Source organism: Thiococcus pfennigii, from assembly GCF_016583835.1.
Lineage (GTDB): Bacteria > Pseudomonadota > Gammaproteobacteria > Chromatiales > Chromatiaceae > Thiococcus > Thiococcus pfennigii.
Genome location: NZ_NRRW01000010.1, coordinates 1 through 25,805 on the forward strand (window position 1 = coordinate 1; position 25,805 = coordinate 25,805).

At 69.4% G+C, this 25,805-nt stretch carries 19 protein-coding genes and 1 pseudogene; 8 read left to right on the forward strand and 12 right to left on the reverse strand.

Going from position 1 to position 25,805, the window contains the following annotated elements:
- Positions 1 to 221: pseudogene (locus CKO41_RS05065) on the forward strand (ISNCY family transposase); the annotation flags it as partial.
- Positions 222 to 384: 163 nt separating this feature from the next.
- Here the strand turns inward: CKO41_RS05065 and CKO41_RS05070 are convergent.
- From CKO41_RS05070 to CKO41_RS05095, 6 genes are all read right to left on the reverse strand, one after another.
- Positions 385 to 699, reverse strand: a complete 315-nt coding sequence (locus CKO41_RS05070) for a hypothetical protein (protein ID WP_200381435.1) — start codon at positions 697 to 699, stop codon at positions 385 to 387.
- A gap of 438 nt (positions 700 to 1,137) precedes the next feature.
- Positions 1,138 to 1,290 (reverse strand): hypothetical protein, encoded by a 153-nt coding sequence (locus CKO41_RS05075; RefSeq protein WP_242463979.1) that lies wholly within the window; start codon positions 1,288 to 1,290, stop codon positions 1,138 to 1,140.
- Between the two features lie 559 nt (positions 1,291 to 1,849).
- Positions 1,850 to 3,664, reverse strand: coding sequence for a SulP family inorganic anion transporter (locus CKO41_RS05080; RefSeq protein WP_242463981.1), 1,815 nt, complete (start codon positions 3,662 to 3,664; stop codon positions 1,850 to 1,852).
- A 129-nt stretch (positions 3,665 to 3,793) separates the two neighbouring features.
- A complete protein-coding gene (gene ppk2, locus CKO41_RS05085) occupies positions 3,794 to 4,633 on the reverse strand; it encodes a polyphosphate kinase 2 (protein ID WP_200381436.1) in 840 nt (279 codons plus the stop codon).
- 48 nt (positions 4,634 to 4,681) lie between these two features.
- Complete coding sequence (locus CKO41_RS05090; protein WP_200249907.1) at positions 4,682 to 4,966, reverse strand: hypothetical protein; 285 nt, start codon at positions 4,964 to 4,966, stop codon at positions 4,682 to 4,684.
- Positions 4,967 to 5,118: 152 nt separating this feature from the next.
- Positions 5,119 to 5,340, reverse strand: coding sequence for a hypothetical protein (locus tag CKO41_RS05095; RefSeq protein WP_200249906.1), 222 nt, complete (start codon positions 5,338 to 5,340; stop codon positions 5,119 to 5,121).
- A gap of 448 nt (positions 5,341 to 5,788) precedes the next feature.
- Here CKO41_RS05095 and CKO41_RS05100 point away from each other — a divergent pair, with 448 nt between their 5' ends.
- The 3 genes from CKO41_RS05100 (at position 5,789) to CKO41_RS05110 (ending at position 8,938) form a co-directional block, all read left to right on the forward strand.
- Positions 5,789 to 7,186: an alpha/beta hydrolase gene (locus CKO41_RS05100; RefSeq protein WP_200381437.1), complete on the forward strand. Its 1,398-nt coding sequence runs from the start codon at positions 5,789 to 5,791 to the stop codon at positions 7,184 to 7,186.
- Between the two features lie 93 nt (positions 7,187 to 7,279).
- Positions 7,280 to 7,705: a hypothetical protein gene (locus CKO41_RS05105; RefSeq protein ID WP_242463982.1), complete on the forward strand. Its 426-nt coding sequence runs from the start codon at positions 7,280 to 7,282 to the stop codon at positions 7,703 to 7,705.
- A 3-nt stretch (positions 7,706 to 7,708) separates the two neighbouring features.
- A complete protein-coding gene (locus CKO41_RS05110; RefSeq protein ID WP_200381438.1) occupies positions 7,709 to 8,938 on the forward strand; it encodes an HlyD family secretion protein in 1,230 nt (409 codons plus the stop codon).
- Between the two features lie 460 nt (positions 8,939 to 9,398).
- Here CKO41_RS05110 and CKO41_RS05115 read toward each other — a convergent pair whose 3' ends face one another.
- From CKO41_RS05115 to CKO41_RS05140, 6 genes are all read right to left on the reverse strand, one after another.
- Positions 9,399 to 13,832: an Lhr family helicase gene (locus tag CKO41_RS05115; protein WP_200381439.1), complete on the reverse strand. Its 4,434-nt coding sequence runs from the start codon at positions 13,830 to 13,832 to the stop codon at positions 9,399 to 9,401.
- Positions 13,833 to 13,973: 141 nt separating this feature from the next.
- Positions 13,974 to 15,644, reverse strand: coding sequence for a DUF262 domain-containing protein (locus CKO41_RS05120; protein WP_200381440.1), 1,671 nt, complete (start codon positions 15,642 to 15,644; stop codon positions 13,974 to 13,976).
- Positions 15,645 to 15,647: 3 nt separating this feature from the next.
- Positions 15,648 to 16,745 carry a hypothetical protein gene (locus CKO41_RS05125; RefSeq protein ID WP_200381441.1) on the reverse strand — a complete coding sequence of 366 codons (1,098 nt, stop codon included), beginning with the start codon at positions 16,743 to 16,745 and terminating at the stop codon, positions 15,648 to 15,650.
- 2 nt (positions 16,746 to 16,747) lie between these two features.
- Complete coding sequence (locus CKO41_RS05130; RefSeq protein WP_200381442.1) at positions 16,748 to 18,016, reverse strand: AAA family ATPase; 1,269 nt, start codon at positions 18,014 to 18,016, stop codon at positions 16,748 to 16,750.
- 172 nt (positions 18,017 to 18,188) lie between these two features.
- On the reverse strand, positions 18,189 to 18,437 hold the full coding sequence (locus CKO41_RS05135) for a hypothetical protein (protein WP_200381443.1): 249 nt from the start codon (positions 18,435 to 18,437) through the stop codon (positions 18,189 to 18,191).
- A 603-nt stretch (positions 18,438 to 19,040) separates the two neighbouring features.
- Positions 19,041 to 21,467 carry a S8 family serine peptidase gene (locus CKO41_RS05140; RefSeq protein ID WP_200381444.1) on the reverse strand — a complete coding sequence of 809 codons (2,427 nt, stop codon included), beginning with the start codon at positions 21,465 to 21,467 and terminating at the stop codon, positions 19,041 to 19,043.
- A 220-nt stretch (positions 21,468 to 21,687) separates the two neighbouring features.
- Here CKO41_RS05140 and CKO41_RS05145 point away from each other — a divergent pair, with 220 nt between their 5' ends.
- From CKO41_RS05145 to CKO41_RS05160, 4 genes are all read left to right on the forward strand, one after another.
- On the forward strand, positions 21,688 to 23,346 hold the full coding sequence (locus tag CKO41_RS05145; RefSeq protein ID WP_200381445.1) for a hypothetical protein: 1,659 nt from the start codon (positions 21,688 to 21,690) through the stop codon (positions 23,344 to 23,346).
- Positions 23,347 to 23,393: 47 nt separating this feature from the next.
- Positions 23,394 to 24,236, forward strand: a complete 843-nt coding sequence (locus CKO41_RS05150) for a hypothetical protein (protein WP_200381446.1) — start codon at positions 23,394 to 23,396, stop codon at positions 24,234 to 24,236.
- Between the two features lie 239 nt (positions 24,237 to 24,475).
- On the forward strand, positions 24,476 to 24,658 hold the full coding sequence (locus tag CKO41_RS05155; protein WP_200255143.1) for a hypothetical protein: 183 nt from the start codon (positions 24,476 to 24,478) through the stop codon (positions 24,656 to 24,658).
- A gap of 307 nt (positions 24,659 to 24,965) precedes the next feature.
- The gene (locus CKO41_RS05160; RefSeq protein WP_200381447.1) at positions 24,966 to 25,769 is read left to right on the forward strand and encodes a TIGR01458 family HAD-type hydrolase; all 804 of its coding nucleotides are present in this window, start codon (positions 24,966 to 24,968) and stop codon (positions 25,767 to 25,769) included.
- The last annotated feature ends 36 nt before the right edge of the window (positions 25,770 to 25,805 follow it).

A 25,805-nucleotide genomic window follows, 5' to 3' on the forward strand; every position in this document is an offset into this window, starting at 1 on the left:
CGCGCTTTCAGCGCCTGCGCCGGCGCCACTCGGCGGTGGAGTCGGCGATCAATGCGCTGGAGGCCCACGGCCTGGACCGCTGCCCGGATCACGGCCTCGACGGCTTCATGCGCTACGTCGCCTTGGCGGTGGTGGCGCGCAACCTCCATCGCCTCGGGGCGATCCTGCTGGCCAACGACAAGGCAGAGGCCGAGCGGCGCCGACGAAAGCGCGCCGCCTGAGCGCCTCGCGCGGGCCATCGGGGCCGATCCGAGGGACGGGTCTGTCCAATGGACGCGGAAGATGAAAGCAATTCACATCGCCCCCCCGTATTCCTCGCTGACGGCCTCGATCCGAATGAAAAGCCGCCGCCGGGGCGGCATGAGGCCAGCGGTTTTTTTGAATTCAACGGGGTTTTCTTCCAGGCACTAGGTAGCGACCATCGACCTTCTCGGTGTAGAGAATCTTGGATGTACGCGGCTCGCTTCCCGGCGCCAGGCTCACCACCTCGTCGTTGTCCAGGTTGATCTTGAACAGGCTGGGCAGGTTCGCCATCGCAGGAAGCCCTCGGGTGCATTCGCCCTGTTCTGGGCAGACGACGGCCTGCTGCGCGGCGCAGAAGATCGTGCCGGTGTCATCGGCCAGCACGCTCGTTGCCAGTAGTCCGAATCCAATCAGCGTGGCGGCGGCGAGTGGCGACAAGGTTCGCTCATGGGTCATGGGTCATCTCCATCGTTGATTCAACACGATTGGCGTCCTGATCCAGCGCGGATCGCCACCTCAGTAACTCCCGGCAACCCCCTAGGATGGGCAGGGGGACGATGCCCATCGATCCCGGTCACCGACATGTCTGCAACCCCGATCCGCCCACCGAGCGACTCAGACGATGGGCCTCCCCGGGCGCTGCCCGTCCTGTGGCCTTCCCTCGTCGTGCATGGCGCTATGCGGCGACCGGCCGGGAAGATCCGCCGACGTTGCTCGAGACCGGCGGCCATCGGGGAAGCGGAAATCGCGTTTTCGCTTCGCGTCTTGAAAAATTGCCTGGATGGCAATTTTTCTAAGGTCCCCTTCAGGTGGGCTAGGCGACAGAACATCTTCTTGATGCGCGGCTTGGACCGGCCCCCCGGGGAAATCATGGAGCTGAGCCAGAGATAAAGTCTAGCCCAACACCAGCACGACAGCGCCCACGAAGAGCCCGACGATGCCGGGGGTGATGAAGCTGCCGATCGCGCCGACGAAGATCACCACCATGGGTACCCCGACGCCGCGGCCGAGTAGGATGGGCTTCAGGACGCTGTCGATCGTGCCCACGAAGGGGCTCCAGCTCGTCGGCCGTGAAGCCGAGCCCCTCGAGGTAGGGGATCTTGTCGATCAGCCCGGCATAGGTGCCCCGTCGCCGCTCGGGCACGCCGGCGCTCGGGTGCCGGGTGAAGCCGCCTACGTGCATCTCGTGGATGACCGTCTGGGAAAAGGGACGGCGAAGCGGCTCGTCTCCCTCCCAGTCGTAGCCAGAGACGTCCGCCACCAGGCTCTTCATTGCGACGGCCGTGTTGTCGCCGGGGGCAGAGGCGGCCTGGCGGTCATAGCCGCGAGGCATCGCCACGCAAGGGCGCCGGCTGAGCCGCGTGTCGCGGCACGGCGGTCAAGGTCCCTCGCGCAACACGGGATGTGGTGGCCGCGGTCCTCCTGGTCCTTTCTTCTCTCGCCGTCTCTCCGGTGGCGTCAGCCCCTGTCATCGGCTTGGTTTGTGTCCGCCATGGATTAACAGAGGATCCAGGATGGGGCGGCAGCGAGGGCAGCGAGGGCAGCGAGGGCAGCGAGGGCAGCGAGGGCAGCAGGGTGGGTGGCGGTGCGCGGTCGAACAGGTTTCTCAGTGCTCGTCAGTGTCGAAACTGGTTCGAGATTCCTCCCGCTCATCCGCGGATCCCGGCACCTGTTCGACATCCGGCCCGGTTGCCGAGTGGTCCGCCGCCGCGCGCAACTCGCGGTAAGCATGGAGCGTCCTGCGCAAGGTGGGAAAGTGCCGCGCCGCGATAGGACTGTCGCTCAGGCCCTTGGCGCTGCGCCATTCGGCCGTTTCGGTCTGGCGTCCGGCGACCACGAGTTCGGCACCACGCTCCCGCAGGGTCTGCGACAGACTCTTCAGCGCATCGTAGCCAGTGACGTCCACCTGGGTCAGCGGCATCGCGTCGAGCGCGAACCACCTGAGATCGGGGCCGGCCGCGGCGATGGCCGCCAGCGCTTGCTGTTTGAAATAGGGGGCGTTGAAGAACACCAGCGGGGCGTTGAAACGGAACATCATCAGGCCTGGCTCGGTCGTCGCCCCCGGATGGCGGGCGACGGAATGGAAGCCCGACAGGCCCTCTGCCTTGCCGAGGATCTCGATCCGCGGGCGCGAGGTGACCTGCACGAAACGCAGCACCGCCAAGATGACGGCTACCAGGATGGCCTGGATGGCGCCCACCCAGATCACGCCCACGGTAGCCAGCAGCGACAACGCGAACTCGCGGCGATCGAGCCGATAGAGCTCCGCGAGTGTCCGGATGTCCAGCAGTGAAAAAGACGCCATGATGAGCACCGCGCCGAGCGCCGCGATCGGCACATAGCGCAGCGGCTCGGTAAGGAAGAGCAGCACGATGGCGATTGTCGCCGCGGCGACCAGCCCTGTGATCTGGGTGCGGCCGCCCGAGGCGTCGGCCATCGCGGTGCGCGAATCCGCGCCGCTGATCGCGAAGCCTTGCGACAGGGATGCGGCGAGGTTCGCCGCCCCCAGCGCGGCAAACTCACGGTCCACGTCGATCTCGTAACGGTTCTTGGCGGCGAAGCTGCGCGCCGTGAGCATCATGCTGGAGAAGCTGACCAGCGCGAGCCCGGCCGCCGCACCGGCCAAGTCGTCGAGCAGATCGAGCGAGAAATGCGGCAGCTTGAGCTCCGGCAGGCCTGCCGGCACCGCGCCGACCACGGCGACGCCCCGACTATCCAGCCCGAGCAGTGCCACCACGAGCCCGGCGACCACCAGCGCCACCAGCGCGGCCGGCAGGCGCGGCAGCAGGCGTGCCGAGAGCGCGAGCACGGCGAAGGTACCCGCCCCGACGGCCAGCGTCGGCCAGTGGGTCTGCCCGATTTGGCTCACGATCTCCACCAGCTTGGGCAGGATGCCGTGCGCCTCGACGGGAAACCCGAACAGCTTGCCGAGTTGCCCGGCGAGGATGTGCAGCGAGATGCCGTTCAGGAAACCGATCAGGATGGGCTTGGAGAGGAAGTCCGCGAGGGCGCCCAAGCGCAGGAAGCTCGCGCCGATGCAGAAGAGGCCCGCAAGCGCCGCGAGCGTGATCGACAGCGACAGGTACAGCGCCTCATCGCCCGCGGCCAGGGGCGCCACCGCCGCGGCGACCAGCGCGCAGGTCGCGGCATCCGGGCCGACGATGAGTTGGCGGGAGGTGCCGAAGAGGGCATAGGCCACCAGCGGCAGGATGCTGACATAGAGACCGACTACCGGGCTGAAGCCGGCGAGCTGGGCATAGGCGACGCCGACTGGCAGCGCGACGGCCGCCACGGACAGGCCGGCGATCAGGTCGTGCGGCAGATCCGCGCGACGATAGCCGAGCAGCGCGGATAGGCCGGGTGCGACGCGTGCCAGGCGGCCGACCGCGCCCGTTGGGGTAGCCATGGCCTCGGTTGTCATCCGCTCGTCTCTCTCCTGATGCAGGGCGCGAAGCCCGAGGGGTCCCAGTCCACTGACGCCCATGCCGAGGCCTGCGCCGGCGGTCGGGTGGCGACGCGCGGCGGGCGCCGCCCGCGATCGTGCGTGGGCTCAGTAGACCTCGGGTACCAGCTTGAGCGGATAGTCCGGCTCGCGGTAGTCGCCGCGTTTCTGGCGCTTGGGCAGCTCGACCTTCTCGCGCGGTAGCTCCTCGTAGGGGACCTTGCTCAGAAGGTGGCGGATGATGTTGAGCCGCGCGCGCTTCTTGTCGTCGGAGCGAGCCACGTACCAGGGCGCCCAGGCGGTGTCGGTGGTCGCGAACATCTCGTCGCGGGCGCGGGAATAGTCGTACCAGCGGCTGTAGGACTGCAGATCCATCGGCGAGAGCTTCCAGATCTTGCGCCCGTCGTCGATGCGCGCCTCGAGCCGTCGGGTCTGCTCCTCCATGCTGACCTCGAGCCAATACTTGATGAGGACGATCCCGGAATCGACCATCAGCTTCTCGAACTCCGGAATGATCGCGAGGAAGCGCTTCGCCTGCTCCTCGGTGCAGAAGCCCATCACGCGCTCGACACCGGCGCGGTTGTACCAGCTGCGGTCCCAGATCACCACCTCACCAGCAGCTGGCAGGTGCGGTATATAGCGCTGCCCGTACATCTGGCTCTTCTCGCGCTCGGTCGGGGAGGGCAGCGCGATGACGCGGAACACGCGCGGGCTCACGCGCTCGGTGATCGCCTTGATGGTGCCGCCGTTACCGGCCCCGTCGCGGCCCTCGAACACGACGCAGACCTTGAGCCCCTTGTGGCGGACCCACTCCTGGAGCTTCACCAGCTCCACATGCAGCGTGCGGAGCTCCCTCTCGTAGGTCTTGGTCTTCATCTTGCCGGCCTTATCGGGCGGGCTGCCGCCGCCCTCTTGCCCTTTCGCCTTCTTGCCTTTGGGCGGACTCATCGCGAGGTCACTCCGAGGTGGTATCGATGCGGCGAGAAGGGCTGGCGGCTAGTCGCCCTTGCCCTGCTCGTTCTCTAGCCCCTTGGCGGTAATCTCCTTATAGAGGGCGATGCTGCGCATGTAGAGCGCTTGCAGGTCGGGCCGGTCGCCGATGTGCCGCTTGATGTCTTCGGCGTCTCTGAATACCGCCTCCAGGTGGGCGATGTCCGTATCGTCGAGCCGCTCGCCGCGGTCGACCTTCGCCTTGATGTCGAGTGCCCGCGGCAGCCGAAACTTCTCGAACCGCTCCAGCACCACAGCGATCACGCCTTCTTGTTTCGAAACCTCGGTCATGGGGACTCCTCGAACGCAGCGAATGGTTGGGGACGATCAACGGGGGCGACGGGCTGCGCCCCAGATGCCAGTTTTCGTTCTTTGGGTCGTTCTGGCGGCATGATGAGCAGGGAACCGCTCAGGATGACGTTGTGGGCCGCCTATGACGGAGTCTAGCGCCTTTTTTGGTTCCGACCTGCTCGCATCAGGTATTTGCGCCTCAGACCGCGCTGCACGAAGGTGATCGGCACGCCGCGGCGGGCGAAGCCGACGACGCTGACCTGCCCGGCCTCCCTGATGCAGATGCCAACGCTGACGGTATTGGCCGAGGCACCGACCAGGGTCGCGTTGCCGCCGGGTGTGGCGTCGAACCCCATCACGATGACGACCGGCAATCGGGAAACCCTGGCGACATCCCGAGCGCCCTGGCGATGAGATTGGCACCCTCTCAGGCCGACCATGTAGCCGCCACCAAGCCGCTTCAATAGCGGCTGGCGCGCGGAATGAGCCTACAAGGATCTTTCACCGTTGCGGGATCTGGCCATGCCAAGTGCTCTCTCCTGCCTCGGATGGGGACGATCAGCCTGGACCGAGCATCCCCGGCTTGGTGGGTGGATGGCCGAGCGCTTCGCGAGCCCACGCGCGAGTCGATTGCATCGCTCGGTCGTCGTGAAATATGCTCCGCAGCCAGGCAAGTCCGAACCGTCCCCGCGGCGTCCATGGCGATCAATGGCTCTCCGAACCAGGATGGGTGCTAACAGGCCATGGGCTGACCACAATCCCAACAGGGTAGGCGGACGCGGTGCGCTACGCCCGCCGTTCACCGCAACTCAGGTGCCTGCGATGACTCGCCTGCCGATGCTGTCTGTGAGCGGCCTGGCGGTCTTGCTTCTGCTCGGCTGCGCCAGCCAGCCGCGCGAGCTGATGCCAACGCCCGCCCTCTACCAATCGCCCGGCGGCGTGCCGCTGTTCGACCTGCCGCGCGAGGCACGGCCGAAGCCGGCCCTCGATCTGCTCTACGTCACCGACCGGGCGCCCGAGAGCGAGCCTGAGAGCATGCTCCCCTACGGCCAGGGTCGGGCGCGACGGATCGCCTTCGGCGCGGCCGAGGTGCAGATCGGGCCGGACCTCAGCTGGGAGGAACTGGCCGAGCAGAGCCGACTGGCCCAGCGTACCCGCCCTGTCCAGCTGGAGCTCGGCGCGGTGCGCGAGCTCGGCGTCTTCCCCGAGGAGCCCTATCGGTTCGAGCAGCTCCCGAGTGGCCAGCTCGTCCCCGATCGCGCCGAACGGGCGCGTCATGCGGCGGCCCGGAAGGAGCTTCAGGCCGAGGTCGCGCGGCGGCTCGCCGCGGCGCCGAAGAAGGACGTCCTGCTCTACGTCCACGGCTTTAACGAGACCTTCGCGACGGCCGCCTACACGGCCGCGGATCTCTGCCATTTCCTCGGCCGCGAGTCGGTCTGCGCCTTCTTCACCTGGCCGGCGTCGTCGACCGGCAACGTCCTGATCTCCTACACGACGACGACCGAGTCCGCGGACTATGCCGTCGAGCATCTGAAAAAGACCCTCCGCATCCTCGGCACGACCCCTGGGGTCGAGCGCTTGCAGCTGCTCGCCCATAGCCGGGGCACCGAGCTGATGCTCAAGGCCGTGCGCGAGCTGGCGCTGGAGGCGATCGCTGCAGGCCGGGAGCCGGCGATCCTCTACAAGATCGACCATCTCGTCCTGCTCTCGCCGGACATCGACGTGGAGATTGCCTCGCAGCAGGTCACCGGTTTCCTCTCGGACCCCGACTTGGTCACGGTCTGGCCGGAGGCACGCCTGCCGCGCATCCTCGAAGGTCGCCTAACCATCTACGCATCGCCCGAGGACCGGGCGCTGCTGGTTTCCAAGATCCTGTTCCGCAGTCGCCACCGCGTCGGGCAACTACGGCCCGAGGATATCCCGCCGAAGTTCCAGGAGTATCTCGATAACATCGGCCGTGTGGATCTCATCTCTTTCGAAGGCAAGCGGACGGATCTGTTCGGGCACTCCTACTTCACTTCGAGCCCGCAGGTCAGCTCGGATCTGGTGCAGATGCTCCGCTACGGCAAGCGGCTCGGCGAGCCGGGGCGTCAACTGCGCCGGACGGGCCCGGTGACCTGGGAATTCCCCAATGGGGAAGAGGGGCCAGCGCTGGCCGACGGCGCGCGCCGGGATGCGCCGCCCGATGCGATCACGGGGCCCGCTTGGCACGGCATCTGATGGCGCGTCGGTTGACGGGTTCGCGAGAGGGCGTGAGCGGACGGATGCGTCGGGGCGCCCGAACTTAACCACAACGAGCGAGGAGTTTCGCAGATGGCGGACCAGCTACACCCAGCCGCGATCCATCACTTGCCGCCCTTCGTGACGGCGCCGGGGGAGACCGATGTGCTCTTCGGGGTCGCGGCCATCTCGGTGATATTGGTTGTGGTCGGCATCGGTGTCTTCTACTTCAAGCTCCACGCCCTGCCGGAGCAACTGGCCCATCGCGGCCAGAAGGTGCAGTTCCAGATCGTCGCCGTGCTGGGGCTCATCGCCCTTTTCACGCACAATCATGCCTTCTGGATCGCCGGGCTCTTGCTTGCCCTGATCCCGATTCCCGACTTCACGACGCCGCTGTCGTCCATCGCGGGCTCGCTCGAGCGGATCGCCGCCGGAACTGGGCGGGCGGCCGAGCCCTCGCCGCCGCGGGAAGAGCCCCCGCCTGCCGTCGGCCAACCGATCGCGCAACAGGAGGCATGAGCCATGCTCGAACTCTTGCTCTGCTCGATGCTGACCATCCTCCCCGATTATCTGTTTCGCCGTTTCGTGCAGGGCAAGCGGCTCGGGCATGAGATCACGCTCTTCTCGGTGTGGTTCGAGCTGCGCTGGGGGATCACCCTGTGCCTGATACTGACCCTGAGCCTGATCACGACCATCTTCTACTTCCACCCATCGACCAAGGCCGCCAGCTCGGTGTTTCGCACCGTGACCATCCTGCCGGAGACCAATGGCCGGGTCGCGGAGACCTTCGTCGAGCTGAACCAGCGGGTGGAGGCAGGACAGCCCTTGTTCCGGCTCGACAGCACCGCACAGGAGGCGGCCTTGGAGTCGTCCAAGCGCAAGATCGCGGAGGTCGAGGCCCGTATGATCACGGCGAAGTCCCAGCTCGCGGAGGCGGATGCGCGCATCGTCCAGGCGCGTGGGGCGCTTCAGCAGGCCGAGGACGAGCTCGAGCGGCGGGCGGAGGTGCAACGTCGCAGCTCCGGCTCGGTCGCCGAGGCCGACGTGCAACGGGTGAGGGTGCAGGTCCAGACCGCGCGGGGCGCCGTGGACGCGGCCGTGGCAAGCCGCGAGGCCATCCAGTCGCAGATCGCGTTTCAGCTTCCGGCCGAGAAGGCGAGCGCCGAGGCGGCGCTGCATGAGACCAAGGTGGCGCTGGAGAAGACCCTGGTCGTGGCTGGGAGCAGCGGGATCCTGCAGCAATTCGCACTGAGGCCGGGCGATGTGGTCAACCCGATGCTGAGACCCGCCGGCATCCTGGTGCCGGACCGCAAGATCACAGGCCTGATGGCCGGTTTCGGCCAGATCGAGTCGCAGGTCCTGAAGGTGGGCATGATCGGCGAGGTCACCTGCATCGCCAAGCCCTGGACCATCATCCCGGTGGTCGTCACCCAGGTGCAAGATGTCATCGCCACGGGCCAGGTGCGACCGACCGACCAGTTGCTCGATATCCAGCAGTTTGCACGGCCCGGCACCATCACGGCCATCCTGGAGCCTCTCTACGCAGGTCAGCTCGATTTCCTGCCCCAGGGCGGCAACTGCATCGTCAACGCCTACACCAATAGCCACGAGGCGCTTGCGGACCCCAGTCTCGGTGCCCTGCAGCGGTTCGGACTCCACGCCATCGACACGGTTGGCGTCGTGCACGCGCTGATCCTGCGCGTTCAGGCCCTTCTGCTGCCGATCCAGACCCTGGTCCTGGGTGGGCATTGATAGGGCGCCGGAACGGCAGGGTGTATCGGATCTCCAGTCCACCCGCGCGAGCCTGAACAGATACAAGGTCCGCTCCCTGCTTGCGCCCTTGCTCGTCAGCGCGCCCCTCGTTGGCTATGCGCAACCCCTGTTGGATGCCCTGACAGAGGGTATCGCGGACGCCGCGAGGGCCGCCGCGCCGGCGAGGTCGCCAAGGGCGCGGTGGCCGCGGTACTGAGCAGGGTCGCCCGGTCGGCCTCCTCGAGCAAGTCCGGTCGGGCCTTCGACTGGTGCGACTCGGCCGTCGATGTCGGATCACGCAGGGCCGTTCGGTCGTCCCGCGCTCGGGGGCGGCGCCGCCCCGCAGGTATCTCCACCGACGGCCGCGTCTCCGGATGGGCAGGAGTCCCGTTGGGGCGATACGGCGCCGAAATGCGCCGCCGGCGGCTTTGTCGCGGCGGTGTTGCCGGATGGGTGCCTCCTACGAGGGCCGTTCTGCCGTATAGCCGATCTCTGCCGCGAGCCCCCGGTAGTCGTCGTGGAAACCGCATGCGCGCAGGCGTTCCGCGAGTGGGGCCTCGCGTGCTGGAAGGCCGTCGATCTGTTCGATGACCAGGGTGCGGCGGCGCGGCAGCCGGTGTAGGGCCTCGCAGGCGCGGGTCAGGGCCTGGTCTTCGTCTTCCGGCGACGCGAAGGTCTGGAGGCGCCGCCCGCCGGGGGCGACATAGAGGATCGGCCGGCCGCCGACGGTGATGACCCAGGCGCCGGCGATCCGCCGCGGCCGGCCGTCGGTTCCGGCGGTCGGCGGCCAGGGCAGCAGGGCGCCCCAGGGGTTGGCCGGGTCGATGGCGGCGAGGAGGCAGGCGGCCTCGGCATCGGCATCGGCGAGGTCGTCATCGGCCGGGCGGGCCGCGCGCAGCCGGTCGAGGGCGCCGGGCAGCGCGAACTGGGCGCCGGAGAGGCCCTCGACGAACCAGCCGCGGCGCACCCGCCCGGTCTCCTCCAACTCCTTGAGCACCCGATAGACGGCGCCGAAGCCGCCGGGCAGGTCCTCGGCGAGGGCCGCCTCGCGGCTGACGAGACCGTAGCGCTCCAGCAGCTGTTCAGCCTGAGCCAGGGCGCGCTCGGTCGGCGTGACCTCCGTGGTGAGCAACCCATCGACGAGCGACCAGCGTCCGCCGGCCAGCGACCGGCCCGGCCGCCAGCGGCCCTGCTGGGTGCGCGGCCGCGCGTGGCCGAGGTGGCGCAGCGGCGCGAAGGTGTCGTTGGTGATCCACCCGGCCCAGACGAGATCCCAGAGGGCCGCCTCCAGCTCGGCGGTGGTGGCCCCGGGCACGGCCGCCCGGGCGGCCTCTTCGAGTTCGACGAGGAAGCTTGCGCCGCGCTCGGCGAGCCGGGCGAGGAGCGCGGCCGCTAGCGGTTCGAGATCGGCCGGCGGGGCAGGGGGCTCCAAGAGCCGTGCGACCCGCCCACGGCGATAGAGGGCGATGCGCCCGTCGCGCGCCCCGAGCGGCCCGCGGCCGATCCAGACGATCTCGCCGGCGGCGGCGAGCATGTCGAGCATCTCGGGCGCGAAGCCGGCGACGCGCCGCGGCAGGATCGCCGAGTGCAGCGTCGACCAGGGCAGCGCGAGCCCCTCGAGCTGGGCGACGACCTCCAGCAGCCGTTCCGGCCCGCCGCGCTTTCCGTCGAGGCCGTGCCAGTCCGGCAAGAAGCGCCCGAGCGTCGCCGCGTCGACCGGCGCGACGGCGTTGCGCAGCCGCGCCAACGTGCGCCGCTTGAGCCGGCGCAGGACCTCGGCGTCGCACCACTCGGGCTCGCAACCACCGGGCCGCAGCTCCCCGCGCAACAGCCGCCCCTCGGCCTCCAGGGCCCGCAGCACGGGCTCGACGGCACCCGGTGGGAGTCCGTAGCGGGCCGCGGGCTCGCCGGTGACGAAGGGGCCATGGCAGCGGGCGAAGCGGCGCAGCAGGTGCGCGAGCGGCTGCGGCGGCGGGTCGAGGAAGGCCTGTGGCAGCCCGGGCGGCGGGACGACGCCGAGCGCATCGCGGTAAACGGCCGCCTCGTCGGCGGCGATCCAGCGCGCCTCGCCGGCGATGCGCACCGGTGCCGCGCGCTGCTGCGCGACGAGCTCGGCCAGCCAGGTGCGCCCGTCACCGCGCGTGCGGGCGGCGATCTCGGGCTCGCTCAGGTCGCCGAGGCGGCGCAGCAGGTCGTGCAGCGCATCCATGCCGCGCGCCTGGCGGTCTTCGGTGAGGTGCTGGAGCTCGGCCTCGAGCTCGGCGAGGACGCCTGGGTCGATCAGCTCGCGTAGCGCCGCCTGGCCGAGCAGCTCGGCGAGGAGCCCGCGATCGAGCGTCAGGGCCTGGGCGCGGCGCTCGGCGAGCGGTGCGTCCTGCTCGTAGATGTAGGCGGCGACATAGGCGAATACCAGCGAGCGGGCGAAGGGCGAGGCCGAGTGCGTCTCGACCTCGTCGACACGGATGCGGCGGCTGCGCACCGCGCGCAGCAGCTCCTTTAGCGCGGCCAGGTCGAAGACGTCGGCTAGGGCCTGGCGGTAGGTCTCGATGACGATCGGGAAGGCCGGGAAGCGGCGCACCGCCGCGAGCAGCTCCTGGGCCTTGAGGCGCTGCGCCCACAGGGGGCTGCGCCGCGCCGGACCGCGCCGAGGTAGCAGCAAGGCGCGGGCGGCGTTCTCGCGAAAGAGGCCGGCGAAGAGGGCCGTGTCGGCGAGCTGGGTCGTGACCAGCTCGTCGATCTCGTCCGGGTCGGGCAGCAGCTCGGCGACGCTCGGCAGCGCCTCGGCGTCGGCGAAGCGCAGCACGATGCCGTCGTCGGTGTACATGACCTGGACCTCGTAGCCCCCCTCGGCCGCCAAGCGGTGTTGCAGCGCCATCGCGAGCGGGGCATGGACGCGCGCGCCGAACGGGGTCAGCAGGCAGACGCGCCAGTCGCCGAGCTCGTCGCGGAAGCGCTCGATCGTGATGCGCCGATCGGTCGGCAGCGCGCCCGTGTGCTCGATCTGGTCGAAGCAGTAGCGTGCCAGGTTCTCGGCCGCGTAGCGGTCGAGCGGCGCCTCGCGCATCAGCCAGTCGACGGCCTGCGCGCGGCCCTGGCCGGCCAGCTCGCGCAGGAAGGCGCCGAGCGCCCGGCCGAGCTCGATCGGCCGGCCCGGGCCGTCGCCGCGCCAGAAGGGCAGCTTGCCGGGCTCCCCGGGCGCGGGCGAGACGATGACGGCGTCGCGGGTGATCTCCTCGACGTGCCAGGTCGTCGCGCCGAGGAGGATGTTCTCGCCCGGGCGGGTCTCGAAGACCATCTCCTCGTCGAGCTCCCCGAGCCGCGGGCCATCGGCGCCGAGGCGCACCGCGTACTGGCCGCGGTCGGGGATGGTGCCGGCGTTCATCCGCACCGTCATGGCCGCGCCGCGCCGGGCCGTCACCAGGTCGGCGCGGCGGTCCCAGGCGAGGAGCGGGCGCGGCGCCGCGAGCGCATCGCTCGGGTAGTGGCCGGCGAGCATCTCGATCAGGCCATCGAGGATCGGCCGGCCGAGGTCGCGGTAGGGGTAGGCGCGGGCGATCAGCGCGGCCAGGTCGGCGACGCGCCGCGGGGCGACCGTGCAGGCCGCGACGATCTGCTGGGCGAGGACGTCGAGCGGGCTGCGCGGCACCTGCAGGGCCTCGATCTCGCCGCGGCGCATCCGCGCGGCGATGAGGGCACACTCGAGCAGGTCGCCGCGGAACTTGGGGAAGATCCGCCCGCTGCTCACGGCCTCGACCTGGTGGCCGGCGCGCCCGACGCGCTGGAGCCCGCGCGCCACCGAGCCCGGCGACTCGACGAGGATCACCCGCTCGACGGCGCCCATGTCGATGCCGAGCTCCAGCGAGCTGGTCGCGACGATGCCGCGTAGCCGACCCTGCTTGAGCGCCTCCTCGATCTCGCTGCGCTGGGCATGCGAGACGCTGCCGTGGTGGGCGCGGACCAGTTCTTCGCCGGCGAGCTCGTTGAGACGCTGGGTCAGGCGCTCGCACAGACCGCGGCTGTTGACGAAGACGATGGTCGCGCGGTGGGCGCGGATCTGCGCGAGGAGCTGCGGGTAGATTGCCGGCCAGATGCCGCGCTCGGGGATCGGGGTGGCGACCTCGCGGGCGTAGAGCTCGCCGAGGATCGAGCCGCCGCGCTCCGGACGCGGCGGCGCTTGGACCTGCTCCATGTCGGGCACCGGCACCGTGACGGCAAGGTCGAGGCGCGGCGAGGTCGAGGCGTCGACGATGGTCACGGGCCGGTCGCCGCCGAGGAAGCGGGCGATCTCCTCGGGCGGGCGTACGGTCGCCGAGAGCCCGATGCGCTGCAGGTCCGTCTCGGTCAACTCGGCGAGCCGCTCGAGCGACAGCGCTAGGTGCGAGCCGCGCTTGGTCGGGGCCAGCGCGTGGATCTCATCGACGATGAGGGTGCGCACCGTGCGCAGGGTCTCGCGCGCGTTCGCGCCGAGGATCAGGAACAGTGATTCGGGCGTCGTCACCAGGATCTCGGCCGGGTCCTTCGCCTGGCGTTGGCGCTCGGTCTGGGGCGTGTCGCCGGTGCGGATCGCGACCCCGACCGGGCGCAGCGGGTGCCCGAGCCGCGCCGCCGCATGCCCGATGCCGACCAGCGGGGCACGCAGATTGCGCTCGACGTCGTAGACCAGCGCCTTCAGCGGCGAGACGTAGAGGACGCGCACGCCGGGCGGCGCATCGGGCGGCAGCGCGGCGCAGGCATCGATCGCGGCGAGAAAGGCGGCGAGCGTCTTGCCGCTGCCGGTCGGGGCGATCAGCAGGCTATGCGCGCCGGTCGCGATCGCCGCCCAGCCGCGGTGCTGGATCTCGGTCGGTGCCGGAAAGGCCTCGGCGAGCCAGGTCTGGGTGGGGGGGCTGAACAAGGGGTCTCCGAAGGCTGGGCGGCCTCTCGCAGAGGGCCGGGGAAGATCGCTGGCGGCGTCGGCCAAGCCCGCCGGCTCCGGCCAGAGAAAGGTGACCTGATCAATCACCAATCAGTCACTCGTCCTGGCCCAAGCAAGCTATCAGTTCGTCGTCTCGTGGCTCCCAAGGGCGAGACCGAGCGAACCGAGGAAGTCGCGTTCGAGTTCGTCGATCAAGGTTTTGCGAGTGGCCAAAATGCGATCAACAGCGTCAGAGATTTCACCACGGAGGACGTCATGCGCGACCGGCGCACCCGGCGGGACCAGATACTCAGTCAGGAAGCGGGTCCGCGCGGAGGATCTTGCTTCACGCACCGCGCTCGGATTCCCCGATTGCTTGAACAAGAGCAAGTCCCTGGAGGACATGAGTTCCTGTCGTACCCGTTCAAGCTCCTCCGGCAGCGCTACGATCCGGTTCTCCGGCCGCGTCGCATCGCGCCCGGCGAACAGTCGGTGGACCGCATCCACCCCTTGCTCGCCCAAGGCACGCTGCGTGTGTTCTCGCAATGGCTCGTCCGTGATCCTCCTGGTCATCTGTAACGCCAGCGCCTTACTGCGCGTGGCGCGGAAGTTGAAGGTACGGATCGGGGCGACCTCGCGGACCAGATCGGGCGGAATCGGGTGACGGCCCTCGGTCACGGCCTGACACAAGGCGTCGATCGCGTCGCGAATGCGGTTGCCGGGCATCCCGGTGAAGTATTCGCCGTAGGTCGTGGCCCAGAACCAGCGGTTCACAATCGCGGACTGATTCGGGTCGGGTCCATCGGTGTTCAGGCGACGGCCCAGCTCGGCGATCGCGACGAGTTGGGCCGCATAGGGCAGCGCGCGCGGTCCGCGGACGCCGAGATCCGTGAGCAGCAGAACTGCCCATCCAATCGCCCGCCGCAACTCCTCGAATACCTGATCGCAGCCGTGGTCCTGCACCTTTTTGTTCAGATCCCGCGGATCGGCGTCGTAGATGTGCAGACCCCAGCGGACCTTCAGCACATTCAGCAGGACCTGGTCGTCGAGCGCCCCCCAACCCTGGGGTTCCAGCTCCGCGCGCAGCGCCTCGATCTTGCCTTCGATGTCGCAGTCGTCGGCATAGGCCAATGCCCGGACCATGTGGGTCTCGTTCATCCGCTTGCCGCCGCTGTTGACCCGCACGAAGCTGTCGGTGACCAGGCGCAGGTCCTCGCTCACAAGTGGTACGACCGGGATCTGGTAATCCTTGAATCGGTTCGCGAGCAATTCCGCCTGCTGCGCGGCGTCGTCGAGCCCCGCATCGAGCAGGCGCTTCTGTTGTTCGTAGAGTCGTCGTGGTTCGAGCAGCGCATACATCGGCAGCCAGGTCGGCGGTGGCTGCCGGTTGAGCGGGAGGAAGCGAAACGGCCGGTCGCCCGGCTCGGCCGCCAGGTCATACCAGACCGGCCAGCGCACCCCCGCCGCGAGCAGCTTTTCCCGGTCATCCGTCCAGTTCAACGCCGCATAGAGGGTCGCGAGTCGTTGGTGCCCGTCGAGCAGGTAGGCGCGGGGCACCTGTGGACCCGGCTCGCTGGGCAGGCCAAAGGCCCCGAGGGTCTTCAGGCAAGCCAGCTTGTGCTCGCGCGTGCGCCAGACCAGGATCGCCCCGATCGGCATCTCCTTGTCCACGCTGTCGAGCAGATCGAGCCGGCGATCGTCATCCCACTCGAACGGGCGCTGGAAGTTCGGGATCAGGATCGCACCGCTCCTGACCTCCGCGAGCAGAGCCGACAGCCTGGGTACCTGCGGGGTCTCGAACAATCCGGCCATCGGCTAGAGCCTCACGAACAGGGTGTTCAGGATGGTTTCGCGGTCGGGCTCGCCCAGCGCCCGGTCACGCTCGAACTCGCGGCGGAAGTCCGGTTCCGAGGCATGCTCCAGATAGTTCGAAATATGTGTGCCGAACCCCTTTGCGAGCGCGTCGCGGTCGGTATCGGACAACCCGTGGAATAACGGATCGAGATCGGCATCCTGAATCCGACGAGCCTTCTCTTCAACATCTTTGCGGATCGCTGGAGATAAATCCGAGAGCAGGCCCGACTTCATGTTGTACTGCCGCGCCGCCCCGGGTTGGTCCCTGCGCAGCCTACACAACGCATCGACAACCTTCCGACGTTTCGTGCCTTCGGCGCCGGACTTGTCCGACTGCCAACGGCGCAGCGCCGCCTCAGGCAGGTAGTTCTCGATGGCACGCCGACCGAGTCGATAGTGACCCAAGGGCCAGGGACGCGCGGGTGCGGATTCGCACAAAGCCTTCATGGCGATGCACGCCGGGGAGGGCTGGCGGCGGTCGGCGGGGTCGGCATCGCGATCGAACATCACCCACAGGCGCAAAAGCCTCGCGGCCCTGCTCGAGGACGTGAAGGGCTGCACGAGCAGTTCTTCAAGCCATGCCTTCATTTCCCCCAGCCCACCGGCGTGCAGAATCTCCAGCCAGCCGTCGTCGAAGGCCCGCTGCAATTGGTCGCGCTGGACCGGCGGTGCCAGCGCCAACAGAAAACGCCAGTCGGCGCGGCGGTTCTCGACCATGACGCCCAGCGGCGTCTGCAGCAGGCGCAGCGCGTCCTGGAGGCAGAGCCGGCCGGCGGGCCAGTCGGAGCTGGTTCCGGCCACCACCCGGATGCCGACCGCCTCGGCCGGCAAGCCGCTCGCGGTGCGCACGCCTTGCTCCAGGATCGGCCTGACCTGCCGACAGCAGACCTCGGGCAGATCCGCCAGCCAGTCGAGCACCTCGCGGGGGCCATCCGGCCCGAACGGCGGTGCCGTTAACAGCACATGGCGGCCATCGCGTGCCAGCGCGAACAGGTGCAGGAACGCCAGACCCTCGGCCTCAGGACCGGCAAAGAACGCGGCATCGATCAGGACGCGCATAGTCAGCCGAAGGCGCCACCCTGCAACTGTCGATCCAGTAGGCGGCGGGCGAGCGCCTGATCCTCGTCGAACGCGGCCTGCGGCCAACCCCCGAGTGGGCGACCGTGCCGGTCGAAGTCGACAGGCGTCGCGATGCTCTCGCCGGTCGGCTCCTGGTCGATCCAGTAGGCCCGCACATGCTCGGGCGGTAGGCGCCCCTCAGCGAGGGCCAGTTGCACGCCGAGCATCAAGACGCGGGAGTGGGTCTCGACCACGATGGTTGGTGCGAAAACGTTGGCCGCGATCTCGCACAAATGGTCCGCCAATGCCTGCTGGGCGTTGGCATGCAGATGACTCTCCGGCTCTTCGACGGCGAGGATCGCGGCGTCACCGCGCGTGCGGGCCAACGCAGCGGCGACGAGGACCGGCAGCACCTGGATCATGCCCTCGCCGGTATCGAGCAGGTCGATGTCGCGCAAGGGTCCGCTGCTCGGATTCAGCAGCAGCCGGAAAATGGGCTGTCCAACCGCCGCGTCGGCCCGTTCCAGGTGCCGGCCGATCTCGGGCCGCGCGTACCAGGCGGCGACCTCATCGAATACTGCCCGGTCGCTCAATACGGCCTCGGCGGCGTTCGTTCCGTCGGCATCGAGCAGGCCGAATCGGCGGCCCGACCGGGTGATCAAGCGCGGCCAGCGCATTCGCACCGAGTGCAGCCATTGAATCTGTCCGCGCAGCCAGAGCAATCGCTCGCGCAGCCCGCCGAGCGCCGCCGGCAGGGCGGGGTCGGCTGCGGGGACCAGCCCGGCGAAACGGGGCTGAATGGCCTGACCTGCCGAACCGTCGCCACCTGCGGTCACACGATAGGTCTCGTGATCCGGCCAGGGTTCGGCAACCGCGCGGAAGGTCAGCCCATTGGGACCAGAACACCCGTAGCTCGCGATGATGGTCTGGTTGGCCTCGTCGACGTACTTGATGACGAAGGCGTCGCGGCAGCGCTGCCGGTCGGCTCCCGTCCAGTCGAGCACCAGCGTCACTTGCTTGAGTGACGCGGCATCGCCCGCGCGGGCGGGGACATCCAGAAAGCTCGCGCCAGGTCCGGCAACGCGACCGATGTCGAAGGGTGAGGTGGCTCCGTCGGCTACCGAGTCGGCGAGGATCGGCAGGAGCCTCAACACCGCGCTCTTGCCGGCGTTGTTGCGCCCGTAGAGCAGGGTCAGCGGGCGCAACTCCAGGTCGAGCCGGTCCGGAAAGGCGCGGTAGCCAACGGTCGATAGGCCGATCAGTTTGAACATGGCGGTCAGGAGCGGGCGCACATAATGCGTTGTGAGGTCGGGATCCTAATGATGGAAGAGATGATAGGAAGAGTGCCGAGCAGGCGCGATCGACGCGGTACTGGGCCGAAGCGCCCAGCCCCATCCCTGGCGGCCTTCAGGGCGCCCTCGGCCTGCGCCGCGGCGAGGACGATCACCGGGCCAGGCCTCCCCATTCCTCGTCCGAGAAGGCTGGGGCCAGGTCATCACCGTGGATACGGGCGCCCTTGTGGGCGAGCCGGGGCGAGGGCCTATGGCGCAGCCCTGGCTTTCCGGCGCCTGCTTCGGCCGGTGAGGGAAGCAGGACGATGACACGTGCGTGCTGGCCGCGATGCGGCTCGGGCAGCTTGATGCGCAGCTCGTTGTTCTCGTCCACGTCGGCTTCGATCTCGATGGCATGCATGGCTGTCTCGCGACGCGATGGTGGCTGGCCGCCGGTCTTGGCTCGTGTCGAGGGTCGCGCGTCGCCGTCGCCGGTGCGGTTGGAGGTCGATCCGGTCGTCCGGAGATGACGTTGACCATCCGCTCCGCGAACCGCCGTCTCTTGACCGGCGCAGCCTTGTTCATAATTCCGGCCAAGGCCCACCTTTATGATGGTTCATGATGGGATATTGGCGCTAACTACTCGCGCGATCAGCGCTTTGCCTCAGGCTCTTGGCAGGCGGCTCGCTCGGTGGCCGGAGTCATGAGCAAGCCCGATCGGCGCGCTGGCCGGGTCCGCTTTGGCATAGCGCCTTGCGACGCCGCCGAGTCTGGCCAGGCCCTCGCAGTTCGGGTACGGGAACTCGAGATCATCTACCCGATGATAGACCGTGTGGTTGGCGGCCGAGAAGGAGCAGCGGGAACGACTGAATCTGTCCTATCGACTCCGTGGGGCCGCGCGAGGCGTTGTTACGGTGCTGTCTCCCGAGGCGCCGTTCGGCGGTGGTGGCCTTCGCAGGCCGGTGTCTCTACCGATCGACGCGCAGTCGGGCGTGGGGCGTCCTTGCCCCGTTCGCTTATCCTCCTACCACACAGGTGGTACGTAGACCGGCGCGATCGCCGCCGGTGGCAGCGGCTCGACGTGGACCGGCGCGATCGCCGCCGGTGGCAGCGGCTCGACGTGGACTGGCGCGATCGCCGCCGGTGGCAGTGGCTCGACGTGGACCGGCGCGATCGCCGCCGGTGGCAGTGGCTCGACGTGGACTGGCGCGATCGCCGCTGGCGGCAGCGGCTCGACCTGGAGCGGTGGGACCACGATCGGCTCGACGACCAGCGGCGGCTGGTTCTCGATCGGCTGGAGCTGGGCCACGGGTCGTGACCAGCCAGCGACGACCTCGCTGAACGGTCCGGCCAGGATGCCGTCGCCGCCGACGGCCTCGACCGCCCGGATGCGATAGTAGGAGTAGCCGTCCGGCACCGCCGTGTCCAGCCAATGGGTCTCCAGCGGCGGGATGCCGGGATCGAAGGTCATCGGATCGGCCACTGGCGTCGCGTAGCGTAGCGACCATGGACCGTTCGCCGACGGTGCGCGATAGATCCGGTAGCCGGAGGCACCGGGTGTCGGGTCCCACCAGAGCTCGATGAAGCCGGAGCCATCGTCGCTTGCGGTGACCCCGGTCGGTGCGGGCGGCGGCATATCGAGGCCCGCGTGCCAGCCGACGACGGGCCGGCTCGGGTTCTCCTGGCAGCCCGGGACGGCGGCGGCGATCCGGTAGTAATGGGGCGTCGTGATGCCGATCCCGTCGTCATCGAATGCCGTGTCGCTAACCTCGGCGATCAGCGAGCCGATCTCGGTCGGGTGCTCGGCGCGATAGACCCGATAGCCGTTGGCGCCATCGACCGGTTGCCAGCGCACGAGCACACGGTCTGCGGTGATGCCGGCCGTCGCCGTGACGCCGACCGGCATCGGGCACAGCCAGGGGCCGGCGAGCGGTGCGGACGGTTCGCTGTCGCCCGCCGCGTCGCTCGCCACGAGCCGGTAGAACGGCTCGCCGCCGGCGCTCGGCAGGACGCGGTCGGTGAAGCGATCGCCACCGGCCGCATGGCCGATCAGTTCGCCGAGCATGGCTGGATCCGTGCTGCGGTAGACGCGGTAGTCGTTCGCCTCGGCGAGCGGCTGCCAGGTCAGCGTCAGCTCGCCGAGGTTGTCCGCGGCGATGCCGAGCGCTACCGGTGTCGGTGGCGGTTGCAGCGGCGGTGCGACCGTGAGCGCCGCATAGGCGTCGAGCAGGCCCCAGCCGCGCTCGCGGTCCCAGCCCGGGGCATCCTCGCCGTCCGGGCCGATCGGATCGCGCGCCCCTGCCAGCAGCAGCCCGCGCAGCTCGGCTGGCGTCAGGTCTGGCTCCAGGGCCTTCATCAGACCGACGACACCGGTCACGAACGGGGCGGCATAGGAGGTGCCGCTGCCATAGTCGTAGGGTTCGTCGCCGAGGTGGCTCGGGCGGCTGCTCCAGATGTCGACGCCCGGTGCGAGCAGGTCGAGTTGCTCACCTTGGTTGGAGAAGTCGGCTCGGCGCCCGGCGGGATCGATCGCCCCGACGGCGATGGTCTCCGGATAGGCGGCCGGCTCGCCGAGCAGCGGGGCGTCGTCGTTGCCGGCCGCGACCACCACCGTGATCCCGGCCGCGGCGGCGTCGCGGAGCGCCTCGCGCAGCGCGGCGACGTGCAGCCCGGGTGCCAGGCCGGCACTGATGTTGACGACCTGGACCGACGGCTGGTGCTCGATGACCAGGTCGATCGCCTCGATCAGCACCGAGGCGGCGAAGCGCCCATCGGCCGTCACCCGTATCGGCAGGATGCGGCACGGGGCGCAGACGCCGGCGATACCGACGCCGTCGTCGGCGTTGGCGGCGATGATGCCGGCGACCATGGTCCCGTGCCCCAGCGGATGGGTGTCCCAGGGCTCGGCGTCGCCGTCGACCAGGTCGATCCCGGCGGCGATGCGTCCGACCAGATCCGGGTGGTCGAGATCGAGGCCGCTGTCGATGACCGCGACCAGGACCGGCTCGGCATCGATGCCGATCGGGTAGGCGTCGTAGAAACCGATGTCGATGCCCGAGGAGGGGGCGTGCAGCCCCCATTGTTCGGCGATCTCGGGGTCGTTGGGCAGTTCCTCGAGCGACAGGGATGGATTTGGCTCGACCCGTGCGATGCGCGGATCGGCGAGCAGGGCCTCGATCGCCTCGGCGGGCTCGGCGTCCGGTTGCAGCTCGACGATCAGCAGGCGGCCGCTGCGGCGCAGCCGTGCGACCTGCGCCAAGTGGTGGGCGTGGTCAGCTCGCAGCGCTTCGGCCTCCGCCTCGGAGAGCGGGGCGCTCGGCGTGACGAGGAGGGTCGCGGCGGTGGTCTGGGCCGGTGCCGGACCCGGTAGCAGTAGGGTCAGGACCAGGAACAGGGCCGCCCATGCGGCGATCCCTGAACCGGTCGGGGTCTGGATGCGACTCGCGTGCATCTTGGTCACCTCCGGTGCGTGTCAGAGACCGGCCCGGGGATCGGGCCGGCATCTTCAGCATTGCGGAGGGACCCCACTCAAGCGATTGAGCAATTGCTCGCGCGCCTGCTCAATTGAGTGAGTACAGGGGCTTGGGTATCGTCCTCGACCGAGATCGGCACCGCGACGGCGCGTCGATCCTCCCGGACCCAGCCGCTACCCGATGATGGAGATCTGCCCCGTGTCCCGCGAGTTCAGCGACCCGCCCCTACCTTACCAGCCCCTCTGTCGACAGCTCGCCGAGCTCCTGGCGAGCTTTCCGGACGGGGCCCGCTTCAGCGCCGCGCAACGCGCCCGTTGGGCGGCGCCGCTCAAGCCCTGGATGTTGGCCCGGCCCGACAGCGCGGGCGTCCGGGGCGAGGTTCTGTATCTCGCGGCGGCCGACGGCGGCGATGACGGGCCGGTCGGCGACTGTTCGGTCAGCGCTGTGCAGAAATGGCTCAATCCGTTCACCGGCAACCTCGCGCCGAACCACCGCACGCTGATCCGCTTCGCCGCCTGGTGTCGCCTCGACCTCTGCCGAATGCTCGCGTTGGTGCTCAAACGCGACTGGGAAAGTTGGATCAAGCGCCGCTATGGCTGGCGCGCGCAACAGGGCTTCGGCGCCGATCCGCACCCGGATGCGGATCCGACGACCGCCGCTGAGGTCCATGGTCGGACCCTGAGCGACGGTCTCGCGCGCCTCGCCGCCCGCGACGACCCCGCCGAGCGCGCGGCCTTCCGCCGCGATCTCCCGGGCCTCCTCGAAGAGCCGACGCTCGCCGACTATGCTCGGCGCCTCGCCTACGAGATCGCCGGTGCCGGTCATCCAACTGGCGTCGACGCCGAGCGTGCCGCCGCGGTCCTCGACCGCCTCCTCGACGCCGACGTCCTCCACACGGAAGGGCTCGATCAGGCCTGCGGTCGCGAACTCGACGTGCGCCGCGCGGAGGTCCTGCACGGGGTGCAGGAGGTGCTGACCCAGCATGCCCGCTACCAGGCGGCCATCGAGCGCTACCGGGTCTTTCTCGACGATCAGGCCGGCCACCTGGATGCCATCGTCGCCGCGACACGTCGCGGTACGCTGGTCGAACGGCTCCTCGGGGCCTTGCGCGCCCACTGCAAGGGCGCTGCCGGAGCGGTCGATGCGGCCGCGCTGCGCCGCATCGGGCGACGCCTGCGTCAGGAGCAGCGCGACGAGGAGTTGGCCGGCGCCCGACCCCTCGCCGGCGGTGGTGGGTCGGTCGCCCAGATCCTCGGCCAGCCGCGCCTGCGTGTCCCGATTGTCTGCTATCGCGAGGATCTGCGGCTGCGCCAGCGCCTGTTGCGGATGCTGCACCCAGATATCGTCTTCCGCCTCCCGGGCCTCACCGCGGCCGAGCGCGAGCGGCTTTGGGCGCAGCTCAACGAGCTGTTCGCCGCCGGCAAGCCGCTGATCGACGCCGGTGACATCGCCGCGGTGCTGGCCAAGGCCCGCGAGTTGGAGATCGATCTGACCCGGCTCCTCAGCGGCGAGCGCGAGATCGCCGCGGCGCTCGCGGCCCTCGACGGGCTGCGCGACCCGCAGCTCTGGGAAGAGAAGATCGCCGAGGTCGAACGCCATTACGAGGCCCAGACGATCCCGATCGGGGCCGGTGCCGGGGTCTCGGTCGCGAGCCTGCTGCGGGCTGCCGAGCATCTGGCCGAGGACTGGCGCGGTCGGCGCCGCCCCGAGCTGGAGCTGGCCGACGATCAATGCGAGGCCGGCCTGACCCCCGATGCCAAAGCACTGTTGCGGCGGCTCTGCGAGGCGCTCGATGCACCGGATCTCGAACGGTTCGACACGCTTTGCGCCGCCGCCGGTACACCCGAAACCCACTGAGAGACGCACCGATGAACGATACACGACTTCCATTCCTGCCGGGCCCCATGCCGACCAGCCCTGCCGATACCTCGCTGGCGATCCTCGAACGCGCGCTGGCCGAGGCTGACCAGCGGCCGCGCCCCGGGCATCGGCTTTGGCTGTTGGCCCACACGGGCACTCACTGGCGCGAGCCGCGTCTGCTCGCCTGGATGGAGCAGCATCTGCCGGGTGACGCGGTGCTGTGCACAGAGGGGGCCGCCTTTGGCCGGATGACGCCGCGCGAGCGCCTGGCCGAGGTCCTGGGCGGGATCGTTCGTGTCGTCGCGTCGCCGCCACCGCCGGGCCGGCCGCCGCTGGACGCCGGTCTGACGGCGCAGCTTTGGACGGTCGTCGCCGGTGAGCCGCCGCTGACGGCCGCCGACGTCGAGCTGCTCCGCCGGCACCTGGCGGCGGCATCGGGGCCGGAAGGGGTCGCGGCGAGCGCCCTGCTCGACGATCCTGAATTCATTCGTGCCCTGGTGAAAGACGCCGAGGCGAGCGGTATCGACTGGATGAAGACCGTCAACAAGCCCCACTTGCTGCGCCCGGCCCTCGGGTTTGCGATCTCCGCCCCGGAGGGGTTCGCGCTGCTCCATCGGGAGGTGCGCCTCTACGGCATCGAGGACCCTCGGCACTATGCGCACAACCTGGAGATCAGTCGCCGGGGCGGGGTCGACGCGGACTTCATGAAGGTCGCCAGCCTGCGCAGCCAAGTCCTGTTCGAGAACTGCATCCGGGCGATGGATGAAACCGGGAGCGCGAGCGTCTGCGCCTACCTCACCGGCTTCCATCGTGGGCATTTTCTTCAGGAGGCCGCCCGGCGCCAGATCCGGGTCGAGATGGTCCAGGTCACCGAGCTTGACGACTAGGCCGCACGCGCGGCGGCCGCCGCGGATCTTCGCGGCGAGCACCGCCCTCCGGATCGCCCGAATCCCGTTGTGAGCCCTCGCCACCTCGGGTATCGTCGCGCCCCAGCATCGCGCACGGCATCGCGCACCCGATCCGACGCCGCGCCTCCGACCTCGCGTCGGCGCCCCCGTGGTGGCCGGCTTGCCGGCGACTCCAAGGCCCGCGGTGCCGAATCCTTCAACCCTGACAGGAGATCACGATGGAAGGCTCCATCATCGCCAAACTCGTCTTCGCCCTCGTCGCGACCCTCGCGGTGATGGGCGCGTCCTGGGGTCTGCAACGCCTGAGCGTCTTCCAGCAGATCAAGCCCTTGGCGCGGATCCTCAGCATGGCCGCAACCATCTTCGCGGCCATGTTCCTGCTCCAGCTCATCTGGCCTTAGGAGCCGTGCCCCTGTCGCGATGCTCCGAGCCGCGTAGGGCGGGAAAGCGCAGCGCATCCCGCCATTCGGTAAAGCGCAGCGCATCCCGCCATTCGGTAAAGCGTAGCGCATCCCGCCATTCAGGAAAGCGCCGCGCATCCCGCCGTCCGGCCTGCTCACGATGCGCTCGATGATCCGAGGCATTGGCGGGGGTGACGCCGCTCGGTCGATGAAGGCGGTTGATTTCCGAGTCCTGCTCAACCATTGAGAGCGAAGGCGGTCGGCCCTGGTGGCCGGTTCGGCGAGTTCCGGAAGAGGAGGGATGCCGATGGCGGCCCCGATCCGTGCCTTCCTGGTCGATCTGGACGGTGTCCTCTATCAGGGCGAGCGGCTGCTCGCCGGCGCCCGCGAGACGCTCGCGTGGCTCGGGTCGCGCGGCCTGCCGTTCCTGTTCGTGACGAACACGACGTCGCGGCCGCGCCGGGCGTTGGTCGAGAAGCTCGCGCGGCTCGGGATCGCTGCCGATGCCGGGCAGATCTGGACGCCGCCGGCGGCTGCGGCGCGACGGCTCGCCGGGCGCGGCAAGGCGGCGGCCTTGCCTGTCGTCCTCTATGTCGCGCCGGCGACGGTCGAGGACTTCGCCGCGTTGCCGCTGGCCGAGCCGGGCTTCGATGGGCTGGTCGCGGCCGTCGTCGTCGGCGACTACGGCGAGCGCTGGGGTTTCACCGCCTTGAACGGCGCCTTCCGCCAGCTGATGCAGCCGTCCCGGCCAGCCCTGATCGCGCTGGGGATGACCCGCTACTGGCAGGCCGAGGACGGGTTGCGGCTCGATACCGGACCGTTCGTCGCCGCCCTCGAGTACGCGAGCGGTCGGCGGGCCGAGGTGCTCGGCAAGCCGGCGCCGGCCTTCTTCGCCGCCGCGCTCGCGCAGCTCGGCGTCGGCGCCGAGGAGGCCTGCATGATCGGTGACGACATCCGCGGCGACATCGGCGGGGCCCAGGACAGCGGGATCCGCGGCCTGCTGGTGAAGACCGGCAAGTACCGCCCCGGGGACCTCGAGGGCGAGATCCGCCCGATGGGCGTCATCGATTCGATCGCCGATCTGCCGGCCTGGTGGGACGCGCAGGGCTGATGGATCAGAACGCCTTGAAAGATTTCGAGGTCCCCA

Bases quoted from the DNA above. Each gene is read 5' to 3' on its own strand.
- CKO41_RS05120 (WP_200381440.1), bottom strand. From the start codon at position 15,644: ATGGCCGGATTGTTCGAGACCCCGCAGGTACCCAGGCTGTCGGCTCTG.
- CKO41_RS05080 (WP_242463981.1), bottom strand. From the start codon at position 3,664: ATGACAACCGAGGCCATGGCTACCCCAACGGGCGCGGTCGGCCGCCTG.
- CKO41_RS05090 (WP_200249907.1), bottom strand. From the start codon at position 4,966: ATGACCGAGGTTTCGAAACAAGAAGGCGTGATCGCTGTGGTGCTGGAG.
- ppk2 (WP_200381436.1), bottom strand. From the start codon at position 4,633: ATGAGTCCGCCCAAAGGCAAGAAGGCGAAAGGGCAAGAGGGCGGCGGC.
- CKO41_RS05140 (WP_200381444.1), bottom strand. From the start codon at position 21,467: ATGCACGCGAGTCGCATCCAGACCCCGACCGGTTCAGGGATCGCCGCA.
- CKO41_RS05155 (WP_200255143.1), top strand. From the start codon at position 24,476: ATGGAAGGCTCCATCATCGCCAAACTCGTCTTCGCCCTCGTCGCGACC.
- CKO41_RS05125 (WP_200381441.1), bottom strand. From the start codon at position 16,745: ATGCGCGTCCTGATCGATGCCGCGTTCTTTGCCGGTCCTGAGGCCGAG.
- CKO41_RS05105 (WP_242463982.1), top strand. From the start codon at position 7,280: ATGGCGGACCAGCTACACCCAGCCGCGATCCATCACTTGCCGCCCTTC.
- CKO41_RS05160 (WP_200381447.1), top strand. From the start codon at position 24,966: ATGGCGGCCCCGATCCGTGCCTTCCTGGTCGATCTGGACGGTGTCCTC.
- CKO41_RS05110 (WP_200381438.1), top strand. From the start codon at position 7,709: ATGCTCGAACTCTTGCTCTGCTCGATGCTGACCATCCTCCCCGATTAT.
- CKO41_RS05100 (WP_200381437.1), top strand. From the start codon at position 5,789: ATGACTCGCCTGCCGATGCTGTCTGTGAGCGGCCTGGCGGTCTTGCTT.
- CKO41_RS05150 (WP_200381446.1), top strand. From the start codon at position 23,394: ATGCCGACCAGCCCTGCCGATACCTCGCTGGCGATCCTCGAACGCGCG.
- CKO41_RS05130 (WP_200381442.1), bottom strand. From the start codon at position 18,016: ATGTTCAAACTGATCGGCCTATCGACCGTTGGCTACCGCGCCTTTCCG.
- CKO41_RS05070 (WP_200381435.1), bottom strand. From the start codon at position 699: ATGACCCATGAGCGAACCTTGTCGCCACTCGCCGCCGCCACGCTGATT.
- CKO41_RS05135 (WP_200381443.1), bottom strand. From the start codon at position 18,437: ATGCATGCCATCGAGATCGAAGCCGACGTGGACGAGAACAACGAGCTG.